Raw genomic sequence first — 22652 nt, 5'->3', positions numbered from 1 at the left:
TCTTCCCCCTTACGCCTTTTCGACCTTCACCAGGAACGACTTGAATTCCGGTGTGTACGAGTTGCCGTCGCCTACGGACGGAGTCAGGGTATTGGCGAGATAGCCGGGCTTCGTCAGACCCTTGAAGCCCCAGTGCAACGGGACGCCGACCGTCTGGACCTTCTTGCCCTCGATCGTCAGCGGCTTGATCCGCTTCGTGACGAGCGCCACCGCGACAATGTAGCCGCGCTTGGACGACACCTTCACGCGATCGCCGTGCGCGACGCCGACTTCCTTCGCGAGATCTTCGCCGATCTCGACGAATTGCTCGGGCTGGATGATCGCGTTCAGCCGTGCATGCTTGGTCCAGTAGTGGAAATGCTCAGTCAGCCGGTAAGTCGTCGCGACGTGCGGGAACTCCGACACCTTGCCGAACGACGCGCGGTCGTCCGGGAACACGCGGGCGGCCGGGTTATTCAGCGCCTGCGGGTTGTCGGGGTGCAGCGGATTCGCCGCGAGCGGCGTCTCGAACGGCTCGTAGTGCTCGGGGAACGGACCTTCGTTCATCCCCGCGCGGGCGAAAAAGCGCGCGACGCCTTCCGGGTTCATGATGAACGGACCCATCCCGTTCTCGGGCGATTCGTCGGCCTTGAAGTCCGGCACGTCGGCGCCCTTCCACGCGCTGCCGTTCCAGCCGATCAGCTTGCGGGTCGGGTCGAACGGCTTGCCGCTCACGTCGCACGACGCGCGGTTGTACAGGATCCGCCGGTTGGCCGGCCAGGCCCACGCCCAGTTCAGCGTCTGGCCGATGCCGGTCGGGTCCGAGTTGTCGCGCCGCCCCATCTGGTTGCCGGCCTGCGTCCAGGCACCGCAGAAGATCCAGCAGCCGCTCGCGGTCGTGCCGTCGTCCTTCAGCTGCGCGAACGCGGCGAGCTGCTCGCCCTTCTTCACGAGCGTCTTGGCCGGATCCTTCGGGTCGGGCAAGTCGGCAAGCGCACGGCCGTTGAACTCCATCGCGAGCTCTTCGGGCGTCGGGCTTTCCGGGTTCGCGTACGGCCAGGTCAGGTTCACGATCGGATCCGGATACTTGCCGCCGTCCGCCTGGTACATCTTGCGCATGCGCAGGAACAGCCCCGACATGATCTCGAGGTCGCTGCGCGCCTGGCCCGGCGGCTCCGCGCCCTTCCAGTGCCATTGCAGCACGCGGCTCGAACTGACGAGCGAACCGTTTTCCTCCGCGAAGCACGTGGTCGGCAGACGGAACACCTCGGTCTGGATCTTCGACGCATCGACGTCGTTGTAGTCGCCGTGATGCTTCCAGAACTCGGACGTCTCGGTTGCGAGCGGATCCATGATCACGAGCCACTTCAGCTTCGCGAGGCCTGCCGCCGTCTTCACCTTCGACGGCGCCGCCGCGAGCGGGTTGAAGCCCTGGCAGATGTAGCCGTTCATCTTGCCGGCATTCATCAGCTCGATCGCCTGCAGCAGGTCGTACTGCTTGTCCAGCTTCGGCAGGTAGTCGTAGGCCCAGTTGTTCTCGGCGGTCGCCGCATCGCCCCACCACGACTTCATGAAGCTGACGTGGAAGGCCTTGTAGTTCTTCCAGTAACTCAGCTGGTTCGGTCGCAGCGGCAGCTGTGTGCGCTTCTTGATGTAGCCGTCGAAATCCTGCTCGGCCTGCATCGGCAGCGTCATGTAGCCGGGCAGCAGGTTCGACATCAGCCCGAGGTCGGTCAACCCCTGGATGTTCGAGTGGCCGCGCAGCGCGTTCATGCCGCCGCCGGCGATGCCGATGTTGCCGAGCAGCAACTGCACCATCGCACCGGTGCGGATGATCTGCGCGCCGATCGAATGGTGGGTCCAGCCGAGCGCGTACAGCACCGTGCCGGCGCGGCCGGGAACGGCCGTCGTCGCGAGCATTTCGCACACCTTCAGGAATTTCTCCTTCGGCGTGCCGCACGTCTGCTGCACCATGTCCGGCGTATAGCGTGCGTAGTGCTGCTTCAGCAGGTTGTACACGCAGCGCGGATGTTGCAGCGTCGGGTCGACCTTCACGAAGCCGTCGTCGCCGCGTTCGTAGTCCCAGCTCGATTTGTCCGGGTACGCGTGCTTCTCCGCGTCGTAGCCGGAATAGATGCCGTCGTTGAACGCGAAATCCTCGCGCACGATGAACGAGAAGTCCGTGTAGTTCTTCACGTACTCATGCTGGATCTTGTCGTTCGTCAGCAGATAGTTGATCACACCGCCCAGGAAGACGATGTCGGTGCCGGTGCGGATCGGCGCGTAGTAGTCGGCCACCGAGGCCGTACGCGTGAAGCGCGGGTCGACGACGATCAGCCGCGCCTTGCGGTGCGCCTTCGCCTCCGTTACCCACTTGAAACCGCACGGATGGGCCTCGGCTGCATTGCCGCCCATCACGAGAATCACGTCCGCGTTCTTGATGTCGACCCAATGGTTCGTCATCGCTCCACGGCCAAACGTCGGGGCAAGACCTGCCACCGTCGGGCCATGTCAGACACGCGCCTGATTGTCGAATGCGAGCATCCCCAGACTACGGATAGTCTTGTGGGTCAGGTAGCCGACTTCGTTGCTGCCCGCCGACGCGGCCAACATGCCGGTGGTCAGCCAGCGGTTGACCTTCGCGCCGTCTTCGGCCGTCTCGACGAAGTTCGCGTCGCGGTCCGCTTTCATCAGCTTCGCGATCCGGTCGAGCGCGTCGTTCCACGAGATCGGTTCCCACTTGTCCGAGCCGGGCGCGCGGTATTCGGGATGCGTCAGTCGGTTCGGGCTGTGGATGAAATCGATCAGGCTCGCGCCCTTCGGGCACAGCGTGCCGCGATTGACGGGATGGTCGGGATCGCCTTCGATATGGATGATGCTCGGCTGTGCGTTCTTCGCGCCGTCACCGAGGCTATACATCAGGATGCCGCAACCCACCGAGCAATAAGGGCAGGTGTTGCGCGTTTCGACTGTGCGCGCCAGCTTGTACTGTCGGACCTCGGCGAGCGCTTCCGTCGGAGAAAAGCCCATCAGGGCAAGACTCGATCCGGCAAGCGACGTGGCCGTCACCTTCAGGAACTGGCGCCGGGACATTTGTAGCATGATGGTCTCGGCGTTTTTGTGGGGTGAGGTGAAACTGAAAGGAATTATAGACAGTTCAGGCAACTATGATCGAATCCTCGGATCAATACCAATTTGTCTGATCCGCCGATGTCCTTGCGTACAACGCCCAACCGAACCGTCATGAAACGACCGATCACGTCCGAAGCCACCCGTCTCGCGCAACAGCAGGCCAACTGGGCACTCAATGCGTTCAAGCGCTTCTCGTCCGACCGCTGCTCGGCGATGGCCGCGAGCATCGCGTTCTTCTCCGCGTTCTCGCTCGCGCCGACGCTCGTGATGGTGATCGCCGTGGCCGGCTGGTTCTACGGTGACGACGCCGCACGCGGCCAGGTGTTCGAGCAGGCGCATCAGTTGATCGGCGACGACGCGGCGGCCAGCATCCAGACGATCGTGCAGAACGCGCATCGCGCGGGCGAGCGCGGCGGAATCGCGACGCTGATCTCGTTCGCCGCGCTCGCGGTCGGCGCGTCGGCGACGTTCGCGTCGCTGAACACCGCACTGAGCGTGATCTGGCCCAGCACGGAAAGCCGCTGGTCGAGCATGCTCGGGCTCGTGCGCGTGCGGCTGGTTTCGTTCGGGCTCGTGCTCGGCGTCGCGTTCCTGTTGATCGTGTCGCTGGTGCTCGATACCGCGATCACGTTCGTCGGCACCTGGCTGCTCGGTGATTCGCCGTACGTCGTGATCACCAATCTGCTGCAGTTCTTCGTCGGCATCGCGGTGCTCGCGGGCGCGTTCGCCGCGCTGATGAAGTTCCTGCCCGATGCGCGCGTCGCATGGCGCGACGCGACGATCGGCGGAATCGTGTCCGCGATCCTGTTCTCGGGCGGCAAGAAGCTGTTCGCGCTGTACCTCGCGCGCGCGGGCACGGCCAGCGCGTTCGGCGCGGCCGGATCGTTCGCGGTCCTGCTGATGTGGCTGTACTTCTCGGCGGCCGTGCTGCTGCTCGGCGCGGAATTCGCGGCCGCGCGCGGCGATGCGCATCGCCGCACCGGCAACGCCGCGGCCGCGTCCGCGCCGACCGATCGCGCAAGCGGCGACTGATTCCCCACGTATTGCTTCCCGCGGTCGCGCCGCGCGCGTCGTATCGCCGCCCTACGCGACCGCCTCCCTTTCCGCAACCGCCCCGCCCGCCGCGCATTCGCGCACGTTGACGCGTTCTTTGCGTCGGCAGGCGATGCGTGCTGCAACGGCAAACGTTTGCATGCCTCGATTTCCGCGCACGAACCGGCGAAATCCGCCCTTCTCCTGCCGAACGCATCAACAGTTGCAACAATCGCAGCGCACCAAATGTCAACTATTTCAAAAAGAGGAACAGTCGTTGATGTCCTTGATATATATGGATTTTTTTCCGCTGTTACCTTTTCGAGACACTTTATTTTTTAAGCTTTCTTGCACGTATGGCACTGAGCTATTCTCCAATCCGCAACAAATAACGAATGACGATTCATTTGCGTGGAGATACTCAACGATGAAGAAACTCGCACTCTCGACCCTCTCGCTCGCCCTGCTGGGCGCCGCTGGCGCTGCTCACGCTCAGTCGAGCGTCACGCTGTACGGCGTGATCGATACGTCGATCGCATGGGTTCACGGCAACAACGGCCAAGCCAACAACTCGTGGCAAATGCTGTCGGGCAACCTGCAAGGCAGCCGTTGGGGCCTGAAAGGCGCTGAAGACCTCGGCGGTGGCCTGAAGGCGATCTTCCAGTTGGAAAACGGTTTTGATCCGGGCACCGGCCACCTGAACCAGGGCGGTCGCATGTTCGGTCGTCAGGCATACGTCGGCCTCGAGAGCGCCCAGTACGGTACGCTGACGCTCGGCCGCCAGTATGACCCGCTGGTCGATCTGGTCCAGGCAGTCACGGCTGACAACTACTTCGGCAGCGTGATGGCAACGCCGGGCGACGTCGACAACAACGACAACTCGCTGCGCGTCAGCAACGCAATCAAGTACACGTCGCCGGTCTGGGCAGGCTTCCAGGTCGAAGGCATGTACGCTCTCGGCGGCGTTGCAGGCAAGACGGGTTCGGGCCAGACGTGGTCGGTCGCGGCTGCCTACAACAACGGCCCGGTCGGCGTTGCAGCAGGCTACTTCTACGCAGCCAACCCGTCGCCGACGACGGCTGTCGGCCGCGCAGGCTGGGGTTCGACGACGTCCGACGCGATCTTCGACGGCCCGATCAACTCGGGTTACGCAACGGCGAAGTCGATCGCCATCGCGCAAGTCGCAGGCCAGTATGCCCTCGGCCCGGTGACGTTCGGCGTCGGCTACAGCAACGCACAGTACAAGCCGGATGCGTTCTCGGGCTTCGGCTCGACCGAGAAGTACAACACGATCCGCGGCTTCGCAACGTACCAGGTCACGCCGCCGCTGCTGCTGGGCCTCGGCTACTCGTACACGAAGGCTAGCGGCGACACGTCGGCTAAGTACCACCAAGTCGGTGTCGGCGCGGACTACTCGCTGTCGAAGCGCACGGACGTCTACCTGGTTGGCGCATACCAGCACGCAAGCGGCACGCAGCTCGTCGACGGCGTGCAGCAAAGCGCGCAAGCGTCGATCGCTTCGTACGGCTTCGCTGGCAAGAGCTCGGCCGAGCTGGTCGCGGTCGGCATTCGCCACAAGTTCTAAGAAGTACGTTTCCGGTGTGCATGGCGTCTCCGACGCCATGTCGCCGAACTGCAAAACCAGTCACCGGTTTCGGCCGTGGCTGGTTTTTTTTCGTCCGTTGCCGGCGGCGCCGTGGCGGGCGATGGCCGTGGTCGACACTTGGGTACGGCAACCGGCCGGGAGCGCCTCCTGGGCCGCCTGTCGCGCGCTGGAAGCCTGTCCTGAGGCATCCGGACACCCCTTGCTGTCCGACGGCCGCATACGGCCGGTCAGGCGCACGCCGCCGCGCGAACCTCGCCATATCCCCCTGACGCGCGACGACGGAACCGCCATCGCAACGGACGCTTGCGCGCCCACCCTGCCGATTTCGATACAGCGACGCGAAGCACTATGCTTCGACTTGTCGATTTCGACGGCCTTCATCCGTCGTATCGATGGCGGCACGCAGATTGCCCCATCCTTCACCGACATCCGACAGGAGACGCTCCATGACGATTCAGAAGATCACGCCGTTCCTCTGGTATGCGACGGAAGCCGAAGAAGCCGCGGCCTTCTACGCGGGCATTTTCCCGAACTCGCGCGTCGTGCGCGTCACGGCGATACCCGGCACCAGCGGCACCCGGATGGTCGAATTCGAGCTGTTCGGCCAGCCGTTCATCGCGATGAGCCACCCGCGCACCGAGACGTTCAACCACGCGATCTCGCTGATGATCAGTTGCGCCGACCAGGCGGAACTCGACCGCTACTGGAGCGCGTTGCTCGACAACGGCGGCACGGCCGACGGCTGCGGCTGGCTGCGTGACCGCTTCGGCGTCTCATGGCAGATCGTGCCCGACGCGCTGATCCCGATGATGGCCGACCGTGACGAGGTCAAGGCGGCGCGCGTGGCCGCGGCCATGATGCAGATGACGAAGTTCGACGTCGCCGCGCTGAAGGCCGCCTACGCCGGCACGGCGGGCTGACGAAGCACGGGCGCCGCGGCCTCCTTCGCGCGGGCATCGGCACGCCCGCAGCGCGCGCGATACGCGCCTGACCGCGGCCGTCGACGGGATTGCATCGCGCCGCGACGCAATCGCGGGCAGCGGCCGTTCGCGCGCGACTACGCCGACAACATGGCTTCGACGATCCGTCGCACGTAACGCACGAATGCGGCGACCGGTTGGCCCGACAACAGCGCGTCGGCACCGTCGCCGTCACCGCGCACATAGACGGTACGCGCGGCCGACAGAACGGGGCGGTACGTGTCGGGCAGGCGCTCCAGCGCCCACGCCGCGGCGACATCCTTCGGCGCGATCCTGCCGGTCGCGGCGCTGTACCAGATGCGTGCGAGCGCGAGCACGACGTTGCATTCGTCGCCGCGCCAGTCGGGCTCGGCATTCCACTGTGCAACCGTGGCGAGGAGCGCGCCGACGAAATCGCGTGCGGGCACCGCGTCGAACCACGCGGCCGCGCGCGGCCCGCGCAGCGCAACGTCGTGCTGCCGCACCTTCGTCAACAGAATCGCCAGATCGTGATCGACGCATGCCGGTTCGACGATACCCGCGCGCAGATCGCGGCGCAGCCATTCGCCGAACTGCAGTTCGCGCCGGGCGGGATGACGCCACGGCACCACGTCGCCGCGCACGACCACGGTTACTTCCAGCGCGCGCCTGAGCGACTCGCTCCGCGGCGGCGCAGACACGTCGAGCAAGTCGAGCATCAGTGCGCGCCGCACCGCTTCGCCCGGCGATGCGGCAACCGTCACCAGCAGGTCGATGTCGCTGCGCGGTTTCAGCCCGCCGTCGAGCGCCGAACCGAACAGATGCATCGCCTGCAGCGTCGCGCCGAGATGCCGTTCGATCGCGGCGCACGCGACCGTCACCTGCTCGGCGATCTCGGCGGGAACGATCGTCGCGTTCATCGCGCAAGCCCCGCGCGACGCACGCGCAACGCGCGGCGATGCACAGCCGCGCGCCGGCACGAACACGACGATCCGGCCATCCGCGCAAGCGGCCCGCCACACCGGATGCGCGTCACGTCATGCCGTATCCGCGCCGTGCGATACCGACACGGCCGTTCGATTTGCGCGGCGCAATAAAAATCCCCGTACGCTTTCGCGTACGGGGATCGTCGGACATCGCAACGGCCGCCGACATGCATTCGGCGACCGTTACGCGGCATTACGCAGCCGCGTCCTTCAGCTTCTTCAGCGCACGTGCCTTCACGCGCACGCTGGCCGGCTTTGCCGGGAACCAGCGCTCTTCGCCCGTGAACGGATCCTTGCCGAAGCGCTTCTTCTTCGCCGGCACGACTTGCGCCGTGATCTTCAGCAGACCCGGCAGCGTGAACTCGCCTGCGCCCTTCTTGTGAACCGAGCCCAGCACGACGTTCTCGAGTGCGACGAGCACTGCCTTGACCGCCTTCACTTCGACAGCTGCGCGCTCAGCGATGTGCGTTGCGAGCGATGCCTTCGTGAACTTGTCCTTCAGCGGCGTCGGAGCAGCCGGTGCTGCCTTCGCGACAGCCTTCTTGGCCACTACTTTCTTCGCGGGCGCAGCCTTTTTGGCAGCCACTTTCTTGGTGGCCGGTGCGGCAGCCTTCTTGGCCACCTTTTTTGCGGAAGTCGCCATGTTTCTCCTACCAGGTGTGGTCGTTGGATACACGAAGCGTGCAACGCGCGCGCTTCAACGCCGGATTCTACAAGCGCCTTGACGCTTCGTGGAGTACTTTTATGCGTTTTCGCGGGGTTTCCCGCAGGTTTTGTTGCGCGCGACCGACTTCGACGGCGCTCCAGCATCGAAAAACGCCTTCACGTATACGTCCAAACGCGTCCGATCGCGAATTACGTTCGATATTTGCGCACCTATACTGACCTCGCTCAGTGCCCCGGATGCCTTCATGCGCGAAGTCAGATACGTCAAAGGACTCGACGGCCTGCGAGCCATCGCCGTCATCCTCGTTTTCCTGTCCCACAAGGGCCACGTCCTCGCTGTCGACGTGGGCAAGCTCGGTGTGTGGACGTTCTTCTTCATCAGCGGATTCCTGATCGTCGGCGAACTGCATCGCAATCGTCAGGCGATCGAGTGCGGCGCGATGACGCGCCGCCATGCGCTGGCGCTGTTTCTCGCGAAGCGCGCGCTGCGGATCTTTCCCGTCTACTACCTGCTGCTCGCCGCGCTCGCGATCGCGCACGCGCTGTTCTACCAGCGCGGCGTCGATCTCGGACTCGTTTGGCACGCCACGTTCCTGTCGAATTACTGGATCGGCGTCGTCAAGGACGGCTGGCCGGGCTCCACGTCGCACTTCTGGAGCCTCGCGGTTGAGCAGCAGTTCTATCTGATTGCGCCGCTCACGCTGCTCGCGGTGCCGGCCGCGCGCCACGTCGTGCTCGGCGTCGCGGCCATCGCGCTGTGCGCGCTCGCGCATCTCGCGCTCTACGCGGTCGACGCATCGCCGGTGCTGATCTACGCGTTTTCCCCGTGGAATTTCGCGCTGATCGCGCTGGGCGGCGTCGGTGCGATGGCGCTCGCCGATCGCGGCCAGGACGTCGTCCGCCGCATTCCGCCCGGCTGGCTCGCCGCCGCCGGCGTCGTGTTCTTCCTCGCGCTGCCCGCGTTCACGATGCTGCCGGACGTCGTCACGGGGCTCGCGGATCTCGGCCTGTCCGCGTCGCTCGGCGCGCTGATGCTGTGGATCGTCACCGAACCCGACCATCCGGCCGTGGCACTGCTCGACTGGGCGCCGCTCGTCTATCTCGGCACGATCAGCTACGGCTTCTACCTGTTCCACAACCTGATCCCGGCACGTTTCGGGGAGATGCCCGCGCTGTTCGCGCGCGTGCCGATACCCGGAATCGTCCGGGACGTGCTGCCCGAACTGCTGCAGTTCGCGCTTGCCGTGCTGCTCGCACATCTGTCGTGGCGCTATCTGGAACGGCGCCTGCTCGACTTCAAGAAGCCGATCGCCGCGATGCTGGCCCGGTACTTCGTCGCGCGGCCGAGCACGTCGCCGCGCTGAGCGCGAGACCGGCGCGGACGCGACGCAGCCTGTACGCAACCGTCGTTCATCAGCGCGCAAGCGGCCGACGCGCCGGCACCGGTTTCAACGCCGCGGTGTCCGGCGCACGGCGCACCGCGCAACGCGCGCTCGAACCGGCATCACCGTCCGGCGGCATACCAGAATCGTCGCGTACGCACCCGCTCGAATCCGCCCGAAATCCGCATCGCCGGTCACCCGCCGCCGCACGCGCGCACTTCGTCCACACGCAAAAAAGCCCCGACGCACGAGGCAGCCGGGGCCAACGGAACAACCACCACCTGAAACAACGGAGCAGCGCAGCTGCTTATGCGACAGCAGCCAGCGCGGGCAGACAGGTACGCAGGTACGCCTCGAATTCGCGGCTCACTTCCGGATGCTGGAGCGCGAGCTCGACGGTCGCCTTGAGGTAGCCGATCTTGCTGCCGCAATCGAAACGCGTGCCGTAGTAGCGATACGCGAGCACCTGTTCGTTCGCGAGCAGCGTCTGGACCGCGTCGGTCAGCTGCAACTCGCCGCCGGCGCCCGGCTTGAGCTTGCGCAGATGATCGAAGATCGTCGGCATGAACACGTAGCGGCCGACCACGCCGAGGTTCGACGGCGCGTCTTCCGGCGCCGGCTTCTCGATGATGCCCGACAGCTTGATGATGTCCTCTTCCCACTCGCGGCCTTCGACGACGCCGTACGAGCGGCTGTCCTCGCGCGGAATCGTCTCGACGCCGATCACCGAGCTGTGATAGTGGTCGAACACGTCGACGAGCTGCTTGAGCACCGGCTGTTCGCCGTGCAGCAGGTCGTCGGCGAGAATCACCGCGAACGGCTCGCCGTGCACGAGCTTTTCCGCGCACAGCACCGCGTGGCCGAGACCGAGCGCTTCCGGCTGGCGCACGTAGAAGCAGTTCACGTGGCTCGGCTTGATGCCGCGCACGAGTTCGAGCAGCTTTTCCTTGCCGCGCGCCTCGAGTTCGGCCTCGATCTCGTACGACTTGTCGAAGTGATCCTCGATCGCGCGCTTGCTGCGCCCGGTCACGAAGATCATCTCGGTGATACCGGCGTTGATCGCTTCCTCGACCGCGTACTGGATCAGCGGCTTGTCGACGACGGGCAGCATTTCCTTCGGGCTCGCCTTCGTTGCCGGGAGGAACCGCGTGCCGAGACCGGCGACGGGGAACACGGCCTTGGTGACTTTCAACATGTTCGCATCCTGATTGCGTTGACAGCGCCGCGTCGCTGGGCGACCCGGCGCAATTGTTTTTCGAACGGCATATCGAGAACCGGCGGCACGGCCAATTCCACTCCGCTCATTTTCGATATGGACCTATTGCCCATGTTTCAAGAAAATAGATAATCCGCGAATCCGGTCGATATTGCCGAACCCGGCGCCGACACATAAACAAATTACCGATTTTCCGGATACAAATTCTTACGATTCGAATTCCTCGATATACGGGACGCCGCCCCGCTCGAGGCCCGGGCGAATCGGCTCGTTCTTCAGCGCTTCGCGGTACGCCGACAGCACGGCCATGACCAGCAGTACTGCCGCGCTCGCGATCCAATGCATGTCCATCTTGCCGCTCCTTGCATCAATCAACTGGAGCTTCAAGCTATCAGAAAAAAATCGGCAAATAATTGTGGCGGCGGCGAAACCGCTTTCAGACCGGAATAAAACCACCATCTGAAACATCATCATTTCCCGGCGAGATTTTTTTATTCATTCGATCGAATTCTTGCGCATTACGATTGGACCATCCCCTTCATCCGTCGCAAGGAATCGAATCGCATGCAAGCTTTCAGCGGATCGTCTTTGACCGCGCCGCCCGTCGCCGACCACAAGGAACACGTGATCGACGCGATGCGCGGGTTCGCGGCGCTGCTCGTCGCCTATTTCCACTGCCGCCAGGTCGTCTGGGTCGGCATGCAGAGCTTCCATCACGCTTACGGTCATGCGCTGAACCCGAGCGTGATCGCCGGCTACCTGACCTTCCCGTTCGCGTGGGGCTCCGCCGGCGTGCCGATCTTCTTCGTGATCAGCGGCTACTGCATCCACCGCAACGCGGCGCTCAAGCTCGCGGCCAACCCCGCATACCGGCTCGATGCGCCGAACTTCTGGGCGCGCCGCTTCGCGCGCATCTACCCGGTGCTGCTCGCCGCGCTGCTGTTCACGCTCGCGATGGACGCGGTCAGCCTGCAGATCGCGCCGGTCAGCCACAAGATCCGCGACGTCGGCCTCACCGCGTTCCTCGTGAACCTGTTCTCGCTGCAGGGCGTCGCCGGCTACACGTACGGGTCGAACGGCGCGCTGTGGACGCTGTCGCTCGAAGTGCAGTTCTATGCGATCTACCCACTGCTGTTCGCGCTGCGCCGGCGCATCGGCATGCCGGCCATCGTGGCGGCCGTCGCGCTCGTCAACGTCGCGTCGGCGTGGCTGCTCGAACGGCACGACCTGCAGTTCTTCACGTCGTACTGGCTGTCCTGGACGGTCGGCGCGTGGATCGCCGACGTGCGCGCTCAGCCGTCGCGCGGCACGGCCGCCGTGCCGTCGCGCACGTGGTATCTCGCGGCCGCCGCGCTGCTGGCCGCGGGCTGCGGCGCGTTCCATTTCGGCCAGTACGGCGCGTTCCAGCTGTGGGCGGCCGGCTTCGCGTGCTTCCTGTACCGCGCGCTCGCCTGCCCGCCGCGCCCGACGCCGCTGTTGCGCGTGCTCGGCTGGTTCGGCGACTTCAGCTACTCGCTGTACCTGATCCATCTGCCGCTGTTCGTCTGCCTTGGCTCGGTGCTGTTCCACTCCGAACTGCAACTGTCGATCTGGCCGTCGATCGCGTTCATGGCCGCCGCGATTCCGGTCGCCTACGTGTTCTACCGGCTGTTCGAACGCCCCGCGATGATGTGGTCGGCCAGCCTGAAGCCGACACGCACCGCCCGCGTCGTCGCACCGGCACCCGAACGGGCTGTCTGATTGCGCCGTTACGGCGCTCCCGGCCCCCGCGCGACCTCAAGTCGTGCGGGGGCATTTTCATGGGCGTGACGCGGCGTCACGCGCCGCGTGGGCTGCTGCACTACCGTCGCATCGCCCGCCCAAAAAGCAGAACCCTCATGCAGCACACCGCCGCATGAGGGCCCGTTTCCCGGCGCATGGCGTCGATTCGCGCCGGCGCGCCGCACCTACCGCTTCTTCGCCTTCGCGGCCTTCGCCGTATCCGCGAGGATCTTCTCGACCCGTTCCACATAGGTCGCGGTGCCGAACCGGCGCACCGCGGTCGCCCGCCCGCTCGCGACGAGCCGCTCGCGCAGCGCGGCGTCGTGCTGCAGCCTGCCCAGCGCATCGGCCAGTGCGGTCGCGTTGCCCGGCTCGCACAGCAGCCCGTTTTCGCCGTCCTCGATGATCTCGACGACTCCGCCCGCGCGGGCCGCGACAACCGGTCGCCGTGCGAGCATGCCCTCGACGATCACGCGCCCGAACGGCTCCGGCGTGATCGACGTATGCGCGACCACGTCGACCGCCTTCATGCACGCGGCCACGTCGCGCTGGAAGCCGAGGAAGTGCACGCGATCGTCCATCCCGTGACGCGCGACGATCTCGTGCAGCTGCGCCGCGTATTCGTCCTCGCCGAACAGCGGCGCGCCGACCAGCACCACGTGCATGTCCGGATGGCGAGCCGCGGCCTCCAGCAGCAGGTGCTGCCCCTTCCAGTGCGCGAGGCGGCTGAACGAGCCGACCAGCCATGCATGCTCGGGCAGCCCGAAGCGCGCGCGCAGCGCGGCCTGGCTGGCCGTGTCCAGCGCGTCGAACGGTTCCGCCGAAATGCCGTTGAACACGACGTCGACGTGCTGCGGCGTGAAGCCCGTCAGCGCACGGAACGCCTGCGCGGACGCGTCGGAGTTCGCGATCACGCGCGTGACGCCGAACCGCGCGCAGTACTTGATCGCCATCAGTTGCTTGCTGCCGAAATGGTCGCCGCTGACGATGTCGCGCAGGTGCCAGACCACCGGCTTGCGCGCGAGCCGCCCGGCCAGCGCCGCGACCACCATCGCGCGCTGCGTGTTCGCGTAGATCACCTCGGCGCGGCGTGCGCGCCGCGCGACGTCCCGCACGAGCGTGTAAAGCTGCTTCAACGCGCCGGCCGACACGCCGCCCTGCTTGCGCACCCCGGCGAGCGCGCCCTGGTCGAGCACGTCGACGCGCGCGCCGATCTCGTCGAGCGCCGCGCGGAACGGGCCATCATCGAACAGCACCACGTCGGCGTTCGCGCGCATGTGCTTCATGATCTCCAGCAGCGACAGCTCCGCGCCGCCGAGCACGCCGCTCTGGTCCAGCACGAGCGTCGCCGGGCCGCGCGCGGGCGGCATCGGCGCGACGGCCGTGCCGCGCTGCGCGGTCGAGCCGGGCAGCGCCGCCTCCACGTAGTCGAGGAAGCGCCGCCGGAACGTGTCGGCGGAGAAGCGCTCTGCATTCGCGCGGCACGCGTGCGGCGTGAAGCGCTGCGGCGCGCGCTCGAAATCGTCGACCGCCGCGACGATCGCGTGCGGCGTCTGTTCGTCGAAGAACAGCCCGGTCGGATTCGCGTGCGCGCGCGGTTCGAGCACGGTCTCGAGCGCACCGCCCTTGCCGTAAGCGATCACGGGCGTGCCGCACGCCTGCGCCTCGACCACCGAGATCCCGAAATCCTCCTCGGCCGCGAACACGAACGCCTTCGCGCGCCGCATCCGGTCGTGCAGCACCGCGAACGGTTGATAACCCATGATCTCGACGTTCGGGCCGGCCTTCGCGCGGATCTTCTGCATCTCGGGGCCGTCGCCGATCACCACGAGCTTGCGCTCCGGCGTGCGCGAGAACGCTTCGACGATCAGGTCGATCTTCTTGTACGGCACCATCCGCGACGCGGTCAGGTAGAAATCGTCCTTCGCCTCGTTCAGCGAGAAGCCGTCGACGTCGACCGGCGGGAAGATCACCGCCGCGTCGCGGTGATACACCTTGCGGATGCGTCGCGCGATGAACGCGGAGTTCGCGACGAAGCCGTCGACCGCATTCGCGGTGCGCGTGTCCCAGTTGCGGATGTAATGCAGGATCATCCGCGCGAGCAGCGACTTCGGCCCGTGCGTGAGGTTCGACTGTTCCAGATACTGGTGCTGCAGGTCCCACGCGTAGCGGATCGGCGAATGCACGTAGCTGATGTGCATCTGGTCCGGCCCGGTCAGCACGCCCTTCGCGACCGCATGGCTGCTGGAGATCACGAGATCGTAGTCCGACACGTCGAGCTGCTCGATCGCGAGCGGCATCAGCGGCAGATAGCTGCGGTACTTGGTGCGCGCGAACGGCAGTTTCTGGATGAACGAGGTCGTCACCCGCTTGCCGCGCACGAACGCGCGATCGTCGAGAAAATCGACGAGGCTGAACAGGTCGGCATCGGGGAAGCACGCGACGATCTGTTCGAGCACGCGCTCGGCGCCGGCGTACGTGACGAGCCAGTCGTGGACGATCGCCACGCGCAGCGGGCGCGACGCATCGCGTGCGCCCGCCTGCCCGGCCGGTTCGGTCCGGCGCAGCGCGGCGGCGTCGCCGGCTTCGGCCACGGCGGCATCGGCCGTGGCGAGGTTCAGGATGGCGTGTTCCGCCAGATCGCGATTCATACGGTTTTCCTCGCATTGAGACGGACGAACAGGTCGCGCACCAGCGCGCGCAGGGCCGGCGTCATCGTGAGCGACCACGCAAGGTTCAGCACCAGCACGACCGCGCAGAGGCCGATCGACTCGCCGAGCCCCGACCACGCCTGCGCCAGAAACAGGCTCGCGAGCAGGAAGGCGAGATGCGCGAGCATGTCGAGCACGATCGCGCGCATCCGGATCGCCGACAGGTAAAGCAGCACGCCGTAATCGACCAGCGCGCGGGTCGCGACGACCACCGCCGCGCCGATCAGCCCGAAGTGATGAATGCCGAACCACAGGCCGCCGACGAAGAACGGCATCTCGACGAGCCCGGCGAACGCCGCCCGGGCCGGATTGACCTGCGACTGGATCAGGATTCGCGTGACGCTCGCCTGGCCGACGAGCCAGACGCTGATCACCAGCACGCGCCCGACCGGCGCCGAATGCGCGGCGAGATCGGCGCCGACCCACAATGTGAGGAACGGTGCGAGCGCGAAGATCGCGACGATGCCGACCGGCGTGAACACGCCGTTCAGGAATTCGAGCGACTGGCGCGCGAGCGTGTCGGCATGCTCGCGACCGACCGCCGACAGGCGCGGAAACAGCGTGCGCACCAGCGCGTTCGGCAGCATGTTCAGCCGCGTGACGAGGTTCTGCGGAACCGTGTAATAGGTGACGAACTTCGCGCCCATGCCGGCGCCGAGCATCACGCGGTCGAGCGTGTCGGCGACCATGCTCGTCGTGCTCGCGATCAGCATCCAGCCGCCGAAGTTGAACAGTCCTTTCGCGGTGCCCCACTGCGGCGGGTCGATGCGCCGGATCCCGAGCACCTTGATGCTTGCGTGACCGAGCATCACCGCCGCGATCAGCCGCGCGAGGACGGCCGCGGCCAGCACCGTCTGCAGGTTCGGCGCGATCCACCATGCGGCGCCGAGCGGCAGCAGCTGGAACAGGAACGTGCCGATCGTCTGGTTCGTGTTGAACACGCCGAACCGTTCGGCCCCGTTGATCGCGCCGGCGAACACCCACGACACGTTCGCGAGCGGAATCGCGAGCGCGAGCCACGGCAACGCGAGATACACCTCATGCTGCATCGCCGCCGACACCTTCGTGAAATACGCGGTATAGACGAACGCGCCGAAATAGATCAGCAGGCCGCCGACGATGCCGGTGCCGAGGTTCAGCCAGAACGCGCTCCAGAAGACCCGCGCGCTTTCGTCCGCGTTGCCGCTCGCGAGCGCCTTCGAGATGTGGTTCTGCGCGGCCATGCTCATCCCGAGATCGAGGATCCCGAAATAACCGATCAGCGTCCACACGAGGCTGACGACGCCGTAGCGTTCGACGCCCAGCGCGTGGATGTACGCGGGCACCGTCACCAGCGACACGAAGGTCGGCAGGATCAGCCCGATGAAGTTGATCGAAACGTTCTTGAGTATGCCTTTGTCCATGCTTCTGCCTTGTGTGACGCCAACGACGACGGCGCGCCGCCCGTCACGGTTTCCAGCGATACATCAGCACCTTGCCGCGCGCGTCTTCCTCGACGAACACCAGGTATTCGCCGTTCTCGCGCCGGAACGCGCTGATGCCGAACGGCACGTCGACCCAGCCCGACGCCTTGCCGACCTCCGCGCCCGGGCTCATCACGCCGACTTCCTTGCCGGTTTCCTTGTCGTACACGTGGATCTTGCCGACCGGCTCCACCGTGAAGATGTAGCGGCCTTCGACCGTGATGCCGATCAGGTCGAGGATCGGCTTCGCGTCGAGCTGCCACGGCAGCGCGACCGTGTAGCGCACCACCGGCGAGCCGGTCGACCACTTGTCGAAGCGCACCAGCACGCGGCCGACTTCCTTGTTGATGCCCGGCTGCGGCGGCGCGTCGGCCGTGTAGCCCGTCACGTACAGCGTGTCCGTCTGCGGCTCGTAGATCGCGCGACGCAGCTGCGTGAACGGCTGCGGCATCGGATAGGTCGTGACCTTGTCGTACGAGTAGATCGGGTTGCCGGCCTTGTCGACGCCGCCGTAGGCGAAGCGATGAATTCCGCGCACGTCGCTCGTGCGCCAGATGTCGCCCTTCGTGTCGACCCACCAGCCCCAGCCGCCCGCCTTTGCCTTGCCGGTCGTGTTGGTCGTGAATTCGTCCTCGTCGAGCCGGCCGTTGCCGTTCGCGTCGCGCCAGATCCAGTCGCCGCCCGGCGGCTTGTTCGGCACCTTGTCGACCGGCCGCGCGCGGCCCGCGATCAAGCCCGACGGAATCGCGACCTCGCCGTCGCGCTTCGCGTCGAAGCGGTAGATCTTCAGGTGGTCGGCGTACATGTCGGTCAGGTACAGGAACGTGCGGCCGTCGACGCGCCGCGCGAACGGCATGCCGGGATACTGGTCCGTGTGGAACACGGGGTCGTCGGGATACTTGAAGCGGTTCGACAGGAAGCCGGCGTATTTCCAGTCCTGGCCGGGCGGCTTCGACAAATCGAGCTCGAAGCGCTTGTTGCCCGTATACACACTGTTCGGCCGCGCCGGGTCGAGCCACGCGCCGTCGACGAACAGCAGCCCCTGCACCTGCCAGCGCAGCTTGCCGTCCGGCGTATAGCTCTCGAGCACCGCGCCGAGCCCCGCGCCGATCGTGTCGTGACGCGGCCCGATGCCGTTCATCGACACATACACGTTGCCCGCGCGATCGACGCCCACGCCCGTCAGCCCGTTGAAGCGCTGCGGCCCCGGACGGCCCGGCACCGGGCCAGCGAAGATTCCGCCTCGCTCGCCGAGCGTGCCCGACGGTGCATAGCCCTTGCCGCCTTTCGAGAAGATCAGCACCTGCTGCCGAGGCCCGTTGTCCGCGACCAGTACGCGCCCTTTCGCGTCGACCGCCACGTCCACCGCCTCGGTGCCGTCGGGCAGCGCTGGCGCGTCGTCGAGCTTGCGGCCGTCCGCGCGCACGTGCACGAGGCGCGCGGGCCCGCCGATCGTATCGGTGAGCAGCCACAGCGTGCCGTCGCCGGCGAGCGCGATGCGGCCCGGCTCATGCGCGCTCCAGGTGGCCTTCTTCTGCATCGTCTCGGCGTCGTACACGTCCACCGCGTCATGCGACGGATTCGTCGAGAACAGCGTCTTGTCGTCGGCCGCGAGGCCGCCGACTTCCGCCTTCGCCTCGCCCACTTCCGACCGGGCCGGGGCCGGCACCTCGTTGACCATCATGAAGCTGGCGGCCATGCGCGCGCGGCCGGCATCGGCGCGCCCGCCCGGCGCGACCTGCGGCGCGGCGCGGAACGGCGCCGGCTGCTTCATGTCGCCGATCGTGCGGCGCGAAATGCCGAACCACTGCTTGCCCTTGTCCGGCCAGATGCCGGGCGACTGCAGATGGCCGCGCTCGTTGCCGACGCCGATCGCGACGTACGCATACTTGCCGTTCACTGCGACCGCGTTGCCGCCGAGGTTGCCCCAGCCGTGCGTGCCGCCGGCGAAGCCGAGCATCTTCCCGTCCTGGTAGACGCTCGCCTCGGCGCCGCTCTCGTCCCACGGCGCGTTCGTATACACCTTGCCGTCGGGCGTTACCGCGATCGCGCGAATGTCGATCTGCGTCCAGCTGCCGTCGCCATAGCCGAACGTGTTGCCGATCCACGACGTGGTCGCGGGCAACACGGTTTCAGCCGATGCGGCGCTCGCGGACAGCGCCGCGCATACCGTCATGCCAACCAGAATCAGACGTCGCAATGCGCTCTCCAGACTCGATGCGGAAGCGACCGGCGGCGCGGCATGCTGCCTGCACTCGATGCCCTGTCGCTAAATAGGTTTCAAACGTCGCGATGCAGGTTACAAGCAAAAATAATCACAAGAAATTTGGAAATATTTGGGGATGTTTCCACCTGAAATATCGAGCCGGAACAGCGATAAATTGGCCCGGCAAAGCGGAAATATCGACCGCCTTTCATGCGGCAATCCGTAGAAAATGCCGTTCCGGCCCGCCCGCCGGGGCGCGTAGCCTGCAAACCTTTCATGTCGCGATTGAAACGATCGGCATTCGAATCTTTTCAGCCGGATAAATGACATGCGTTTTTTTGCCGATTTCTTTTCCCTAGAATCGATTTCGATTCAATATTTCATTTAAACGCATGCATTACGTTCACGCATCGGATGCGCGGCGCGCCACGGCATCGGCCGCGCGTCGCGAAGGAGCGGCGCGATGACGGGCATCTCGCGCACCGCCGACCTCGCCCCGCCGCAACACGGCCGCATCGTGCAGCTCGACGGGCTGCGCGCGATCGCCGTCGGCGCCGTGTTCCTGCAACATGCGCTGAAGGCGCCGCTATGGATGGGCGTCGACCTGTTCTTCGTGCTGAGCGGCCTGCTGATCACCGGCATCCTGCTCGATCGCAAGGCGCGCGGACAGTCGTACTTCAGCCACTTCTACGCGCGCCGCGTGCGCCGGATCCTGCCGCCGTACGTGCTGCTGCTGGTCGTGTCGACGCTGCTGTTCGGCGCAAGCTGGCTGCCGCACTGGCCGTGGTTCGCGTTCTTCTCGACCAACATCGGGCTGTCGCTCGGCAGCATCGGTCACGACAGCCTGAACGTGCTGTGGTCGCTCGCCGTCGAGGAGCAGTTCTACATCTTCTGGCCGTTCGTCGTGCTGTGGTGTTCGGAACGCGCGCTGCTGTGGATCGCCGCCGCGCTGATCGTCGCGGCGCCCGTGCTGCGCGCGATCGCGACGCCGTGGTTCGATTCGTTCTGGCCGATCTACTACCTGACGCCGTTCCGGATGGACCTGCTCGCCGCCGGTGCGCTGCTCGCGATCGTGCTGCGCCGCGACCGGCGCGCGCTGGAGCCGTTCTATCCGCTCGCGATCGTCGGCGCGCTCGTGGCGCTCGCGATCCTCGGCTGGCTGCACCTGTCGTTCCCGCGTTTCCGCGCGGCGAACACGCCGCTGTCGAACGCCGCGCTCTACAGCGTCTCGCTGCTGCTGTGCACGTCGATCGTCGTGATCGCGCTGCGCGGACGCGGCTTCGTCCAGCGCGTGCTGACGAACCCGCTGCTCGTGTACGTCGGCACCGTCAGCTACACCGTCTACCTGATTCACCTGAGCGTGCTGTACGCGCTGTGGCCGCTGCACCTGAACCGCTTCGTCACGGCCGCGCTCGCCCTCGCCATCACGCTCGCGTACGCCACCGTGAGCTGGTACGGCTTCGAGCGGCGCCTGACGCGCGGCCCCGCACGCGCCACGGTGCCCGCCGCCGCGCGCACGACCGCCTGAATTTCTCAATCCATCGATTCGACCAGGACATTGCCATGAGCCAAACTCGCAAGAAGGCCATCATCACGGGGATCACCGGGCAGGACGGCGCCTACCTGACCAAGCTGCTGCTCGACAAGGGCTACGAGGTCACGGGCACCTACCGCCGCACCAGCTCGGTGAACTTCTGGCGCATCGCCGAACTCGGCGTCGACACGCACCCGAACCTGTCGCTCGTCGAGCACGACCTGACGGATGCCGGCTCCAGCCTGCGGCTGCTCGAACGCACGCAGCCCGACGAGCTGTACAACCTGGCCGCGCAGAGCTTCGTCGGTGTGTCGTTCGATCAGCCGGCGACGACCGCCGAGGTCACCGGCATCGGCCCGCTGAACCTGCTCGAGGCGATCCGCGTGGTGAGCCCGAAGACGCGCTTCTACCAGGCATCGACGTCCGAGATGTTCGGCAAGGTGCAGGCGATTCCGCAAACGGAAACGACCGCGTTCTACCCGCGCAGCCCGTACGGCGTCGCGAAGCTGTACGCGCACTGGATGACCGTGAACTACCGCGAGTCCTACGACCTGTTCGGCTGCAGCGGCATCCTGTTCAACCACGAATCGCCGCTGCGCGGCCGCGAGTTCGTCACGCGCAAGATCACCGACACCGTCGCGAAGATCAAGCTCGGCAAGGCGACCAAACTCGAACTCGGCAACCTCGACGCCAAGCGCGACTGGGGCTTCGCGCTCGAATACGTCGAAGGGATGTGGCGGATGCTGCAGGTCGACGAGCCCGACACCTACGTGCTCGCGACCAACCGCACCGAGACCGTGCGCGACTTCGTGCAGATGGCGTTCGCGGCCGCCGGCTATCAGATCGAATGGACCGGCAAGGGCGAACAGGAACGCGGCCTCGACGCATCGAACGGCAACGTGCTCGTCGAAGTGAATCCGAAGTTCTACCGCCCTGCCGAAGTCGACCTGCTGATCGGCTGCGCGGACAAGGCCAAATCCAAGCTCGGCTGGGCGCCGGAAACGACGCTCGAGCAGCTTTGCCAGATGATGGTGGAAGCGGACCTGACGCGGAATCGTCACCATGACACGTACTGATGCCGGACGCTCGTCGCGCCGTGCGTTCGTCACGGGCCTGACGGGCTTCACCGGCCGCTACATGGCGCAGCGCCTCGAGGCGGCCGGCTACGACGTGTGGGGCACCGTGGCGCCCGGCGCGGCGCGGCCGGACGATCCGGCGTTCGCGAACTGCACGCTGCTGCCGGTCGACCTGCTCGACGCGCACGCGATGCGCGCGGCGGCCGCCGATGCGCGCCCCGATGCGGTCGTGCATCTGGCTGCGCGTGCGCACGTCGCGCAGGACGAGCCGTCGCAGACTTACGCGGTCAACATCGTCGGCACGCGCAACCTGCTGGCCGCGCTCGCGGGCCTCGACCGTCGTCCGTCGGCGGTGCTGCTCGCCAGCAGCGCGAACATCTATGGCAATTCGACGGCCGGCGTGCTCGACGAAACCGTCGCACCCGCCCCTGCAAACGACTATGCGGTCAGCAAGCTCGCGATGGAATACGCGGCGAAGCTATGGGCCGACCGCCTGCCGATCGTGATCGCGCGGCCGTTCAACTACACCGGCGTCGGCCAGGACGATGCGTATCTGCTGCCGAAACTCGTGTCGCACTATGCGCGCAATGCGCCGCGCATCTCGCTCGGCAATCTCGACGTGAGCCGCGATTTCTCCGACGTGCGCGACGTGACGGCCGCCTATCTGAAGCTGCTCGAAGCCGCGCCGGCCGGCGAGACGTTCAACGTCTGCTCGGAGCGCGCGTATTCGCTGAAGGAAGTGCTGGCGATGCTGTCGCGGATCGCCGGTTACGTGATCGACGTGACGATCGATCCGCGTTTCGTGCGGCACAACGAGGTGAAGCGACTGAGCGGGTCGCGCGACAAGCTGCGGCGCGCGGTGGGCGAGCTGCCGGTGACGCCGCTCGACGACACCCTGCGCTGGATGATGGAAGCGATGCGCGACGTGCCGCAGCCCGCGCAGGTCGGCTGATTCCGTCAACGC

18 protein-coding genes are annotated in these 22652 nt (G+C 66.1%); 8 read left to right on the top strand and 10 right to left on the bottom strand.

Going from position 1 to position 22652, the window contains the following annotated elements; genetic code table 11:
* Positions 1-9: 9 nt before the first annotated feature.
* Positions 10-3081 (bottom strand): formate dehydrogenase-N subunit alpha, encoded by a 3072-nt coding sequence (fdnG, locus tag HWX22_RS11580; RefSeq protein ID WP_159085697.1) that lies wholly within the window; start codon positions 3079-3081, stop codon positions 10-12.
* Positions 3082-3222: 141 nt separating this feature from the next.
* On the opposite strand from fdnG, the gene HWX22_RS11575 reads away from it, so the two are divergent.
* Positions 3223-4143, top strand: a complete 921-nt coding sequence (locus HWX22_RS11575; RefSeq protein ID WP_175915672.1) for a YihY/virulence factor BrkB family protein — start codon at positions 3223-3225, stop codon at positions 4141-4143.
* A gap of 427 nt (positions 4144-4570) precedes the next feature.
* Entirely contained in the window at positions 4571-5728 is a 1158-nt protein-coding gene (locus tag HWX22_RS11570; protein WP_059524787.1) for a porin, read from the top strand.
* Between the two features lie 60 nt (positions 5729-5788).
* On the opposite strand, the gene HWX22_RS11565 is transcribed toward HWX22_RS11570, so the two are convergent.
* The gene (locus HWX22_RS11565; protein WP_175915671.1) at positions 5789-6130 is read right to left on the bottom strand and encodes a hypothetical protein; all 342 of its coding nucleotides are present in this window, start codon (positions 6128-6130) and stop codon (positions 5789-5791) included.
* A 65-nt stretch (positions 6131-6195) separates the two neighbouring features.
* On the opposite strand from HWX22_RS11565, the gene HWX22_RS11560 reads away from it, so the two are divergent.
* Complete coding sequence (locus HWX22_RS11560; protein WP_059689716.1) at positions 6196-6669, top strand: VOC family protein; 474 nt, start codon at positions 6196-6198, stop codon at positions 6667-6669.
* 137 nt (positions 6670-6806) lie between these two features.
* Here the strand turns inward: HWX22_RS11560 and HWX22_RS11555 are convergent, their stop codons facing one another.
* Both HWX22_RS11555 and HWX22_RS11550 read right to left on the bottom strand, forming a co-directional pair.
* Complete coding sequence (locus HWX22_RS11555; RefSeq protein WP_175915670.1) at positions 6807-7607, bottom strand: aminoglycoside adenylyltransferase family protein; 801 nt, start codon at positions 7605-7607, stop codon at positions 6807-6809.
* Positions 7608-7866: 259 nt separating this feature from the next.
* Positions 7867-8316 (bottom strand): HU family DNA-binding protein, encoded by a 450-nt coding sequence (locus HWX22_RS11550; protein ID WP_011548077.1) that lies wholly within the window; start codon positions 8314-8316, stop codon positions 7867-7869.
* 268 nt (positions 8317-8584) lie between these two features.
* Here HWX22_RS11550 and HWX22_RS11545 point away from each other — a divergent pair, with 268 nt between their 5' ends.
* Entirely contained in the window at positions 8585-9703 is a 1119-nt protein-coding gene (locus HWX22_RS11545) for an acyltransferase (protein WP_175915669.1), read from the top strand.
* 325 nt (positions 9704-10028) lie between these two features.
* Here the strand turns inward: HWX22_RS11545 and galU are convergent, their stop codons facing one another.
* Both galU and HWX22_RS11535 read right to left on the bottom strand, forming a co-directional pair.
* Complete coding sequence (galU, locus tag HWX22_RS11540) at positions 10029-10916, bottom strand: UTP--glucose-1-phosphate uridylyltransferase GalU (RefSeq protein WP_034179975.1); 888 nt, start codon at positions 10914-10916, stop codon at positions 10029-10031.
* A 228-nt stretch (positions 10917-11144) separates the two neighbouring features.
* Positions 11145-11288 (bottom strand): hypothetical protein, encoded by a 144-nt coding sequence (locus HWX22_RS11535; RefSeq protein ID WP_006479318.1) that lies wholly within the window; start codon positions 11286-11288, stop codon positions 11145-11147.
* Positions 11289-11501: 213 nt separating this feature from the next.
* On the opposite strand from HWX22_RS11535, the gene HWX22_RS11530 reads away from it, so the two are divergent.
* On the top strand, positions 11502-12677 hold the full coding sequence (locus HWX22_RS11530; RefSeq protein WP_175915668.1) for an acyltransferase: 1176 nt from the start codon (positions 11502-11504) through the stop codon (positions 12675-12677).
* Positions 12678-12883: 206 nt separating this feature from the next.
* Here the strand turns inward: HWX22_RS11530 and HWX22_RS11525 are convergent, their stop codons facing one another.
* From HWX22_RS11525 to HWX22_RS11510, 4 genes are all read right to left on the bottom strand, one after another.
* Positions 12884-15349, bottom strand: a complete 2466-nt coding sequence (locus tag HWX22_RS11525; protein WP_175915667.1) for a glycosyltransferase family 4 protein — start codon at positions 15347-15349, stop codon at positions 12884-12886.
* Positions 15346-16812, bottom strand: coding sequence for a flippase (locus tag HWX22_RS11520; RefSeq protein ID WP_175915666.1), 1467 nt, complete (start codon positions 16810-16812; stop codon positions 15346-15348). Before HWX22_RS11520 ends, HWX22_RS11525 begins: the two co-directional genes overlap by 4 nt.
* 43 nt (positions 16813-16855) lie before the next feature.
* On the bottom strand, positions 16856-19048 hold the full coding sequence (locus tag HWX22_RS11515) for a hypothetical protein (RefSeq protein ID WP_059818807.1): 2193 nt from the start codon (positions 19046-19048) through the stop codon (positions 16856-16858).
* Between the two features lie 104 nt (positions 19049-19152).
* The gene (locus HWX22_RS11510; protein WP_175915665.1) at positions 19153-19356 is read right to left on the bottom strand and encodes a hypothetical protein; all 204 of its coding nucleotides are present in this window, start codon (positions 19354-19356) and stop codon (positions 19153-19155) included.
* Positions 19357-19541: 185 nt separating this feature from the next.
* On the opposite strand from HWX22_RS11510, the gene HWX22_RS11505 reads away from it, so the two are divergent.
* Genes HWX22_RS11505 through HWX22_RS11495 form a run of 3 tightly spaced genes read left to right on the top strand, consistent with a single transcriptional unit; the run spans position 19542 to position 22640 of the window.
* Complete coding sequence (locus tag HWX22_RS11505) at positions 19542-20606, top strand: acyltransferase (protein ID WP_175915664.1); 1065 nt, start codon at positions 19542-19544, stop codon at positions 20604-20606.
* A 35-nt stretch (positions 20607-20641) separates the two neighbouring features.
* Entirely contained in the window at positions 20642-21688 is a 1047-nt protein-coding gene (gene gmd, locus HWX22_RS11500; protein ID WP_059524769.1) for a GDP-mannose 4,6-dehydratase, read from the top strand.
* Positions 21675-22640, top strand: coding sequence for an NAD-dependent epimerase/dehydratase family protein (locus tag HWX22_RS11495; RefSeq protein ID WP_175915663.1), 966 nt, complete (start codon positions 21675-21677; stop codon positions 22638-22640). The genes gmd and HWX22_RS11495 overlap by 14 nt, the downstream gene beginning before the upstream one ends.
* The last annotated feature ends 12 nt before the right edge of the window (positions 22641-22652 follow it).

Source organism: Burkholderia sp. BCC1638 (assembly GCF_902833195.1).
Classification (GTDB): domain Bacteria; phylum Pseudomonadota; class Gammaproteobacteria; order Burkholderiales; family Burkholderiaceae; genus Burkholderia; species Burkholderia diffusa.
The sequence above is the reverse complement of the archived record's forward strand: the minus strand, read 5'-3'. Positions and strand labels throughout refer to the sequence as shown.

Excerpts from the sequence above, each read along its gene's own strand:
- HWX22_RS11575 (WP_175915672.1), top strand. The coding sequence starts at position 3,223 with ATGAAACGACCGATCACGTCCGAAGCCACCCGTCTCGCGCAACAGCAG.
- HWX22_RS11570 (WP_059524787.1), top strand. The coding sequence starts at position 4,571 with ATGAAGAAACTCGCACTCTCGACCCTCTCGCTCGCCCTGCTGGGCGCC.
- HWX22_RS11565 (WP_175915671.1), bottom strand. The coding sequence starts at position 6,130 with ATGAAGGCCGTCGAAATCGACAAGTCGAAGCATAGTGCTTCGCGTCGC.
- HWX22_RS11560 (WP_059689716.1), top strand. The coding sequence starts at position 6,196 with ATGACGATTCAGAAGATCACGCCGTTCCTCTGGTATGCGACGGAAGCC.
- HWX22_RS11555 (WP_175915670.1), bottom strand. The coding sequence starts at position 7,607 with ATGAACGCGACGATCGTTCCCGCCGAGATCGCCGAGCAGGTGACGGTC.
- HWX22_RS11550 (WP_011548077.1), bottom strand. The coding sequence starts at position 8,316 with ATGGCGACTTCCGCAAAAAAGGTGGCCAAGAAGGCTGCCGCACCGGCC.
- HWX22_RS11545 (WP_175915669.1), top strand. The coding sequence starts at position 8,585 with ATGCGCGAAGTCAGATACGTCAAAGGACTCGACGGCCTGCGAGCCATC.
- galU (WP_034179975.1), bottom strand. The coding sequence starts at position 10,916 with ATGTTGAAAGTCACCAAGGCCGTGTTCCCCGTCGCCGGTCTCGGCACG.
- HWX22_RS11535 (WP_006479318.1), bottom strand. The coding sequence starts at position 11,288 with ATGGACATGCATTGGATCGCGAGCGCGGCAGTACTGCTGGTCATGGCC.
- HWX22_RS11530 (WP_175915668.1), top strand. The coding sequence starts at position 11,502 with ATGCAAGCTTTCAGCGGATCGTCTTTGACCGCGCCGCCCGTCGCCGAC.
- HWX22_RS11525 (WP_175915667.1), bottom strand. The coding sequence starts at position 15,349 with ATGAATCGCGATCTGGCGGAACACGCCATCCTGAACCTCGCCACGGCC.
- HWX22_RS11520 (WP_175915666.1), bottom strand. The coding sequence starts at position 16,812 with ATGGACAAAGGCATACTCAAGAACGTTTCGATCAACTTCATCGGGCTG.
- HWX22_RS11515 (WP_059818807.1), bottom strand. The coding sequence starts at position 19,048 with ATGACGGTATGCGCGGCGCTGTCCGCGAGCGCCGCATCGGCTGAAACC.
- HWX22_RS11510 (WP_175915665.1), bottom strand. The coding sequence starts at position 19,356 with ATGAAAGGTTTGCAGGCTACGCGCCCCGGCGGGCGGGCCGGAACGGCA.
- HWX22_RS11505 (WP_175915664.1), top strand. The coding sequence starts at position 19,542 with ATGACGGGCATCTCGCGCACCGCCGACCTCGCCCCGCCGCAACACGGC.
- gmd (WP_059524769.1), top strand. The coding sequence starts at position 20,642 with ATGAGCCAAACTCGCAAGAAGGCCATCATCACGGGGATCACCGGGCAG.
- HWX22_RS11495 (WP_175915663.1), top strand. The coding sequence starts at position 21,675 with ATGACACGTACTGATGCCGGACGCTCGTCGCGCCGTGCGTTCGTCACG.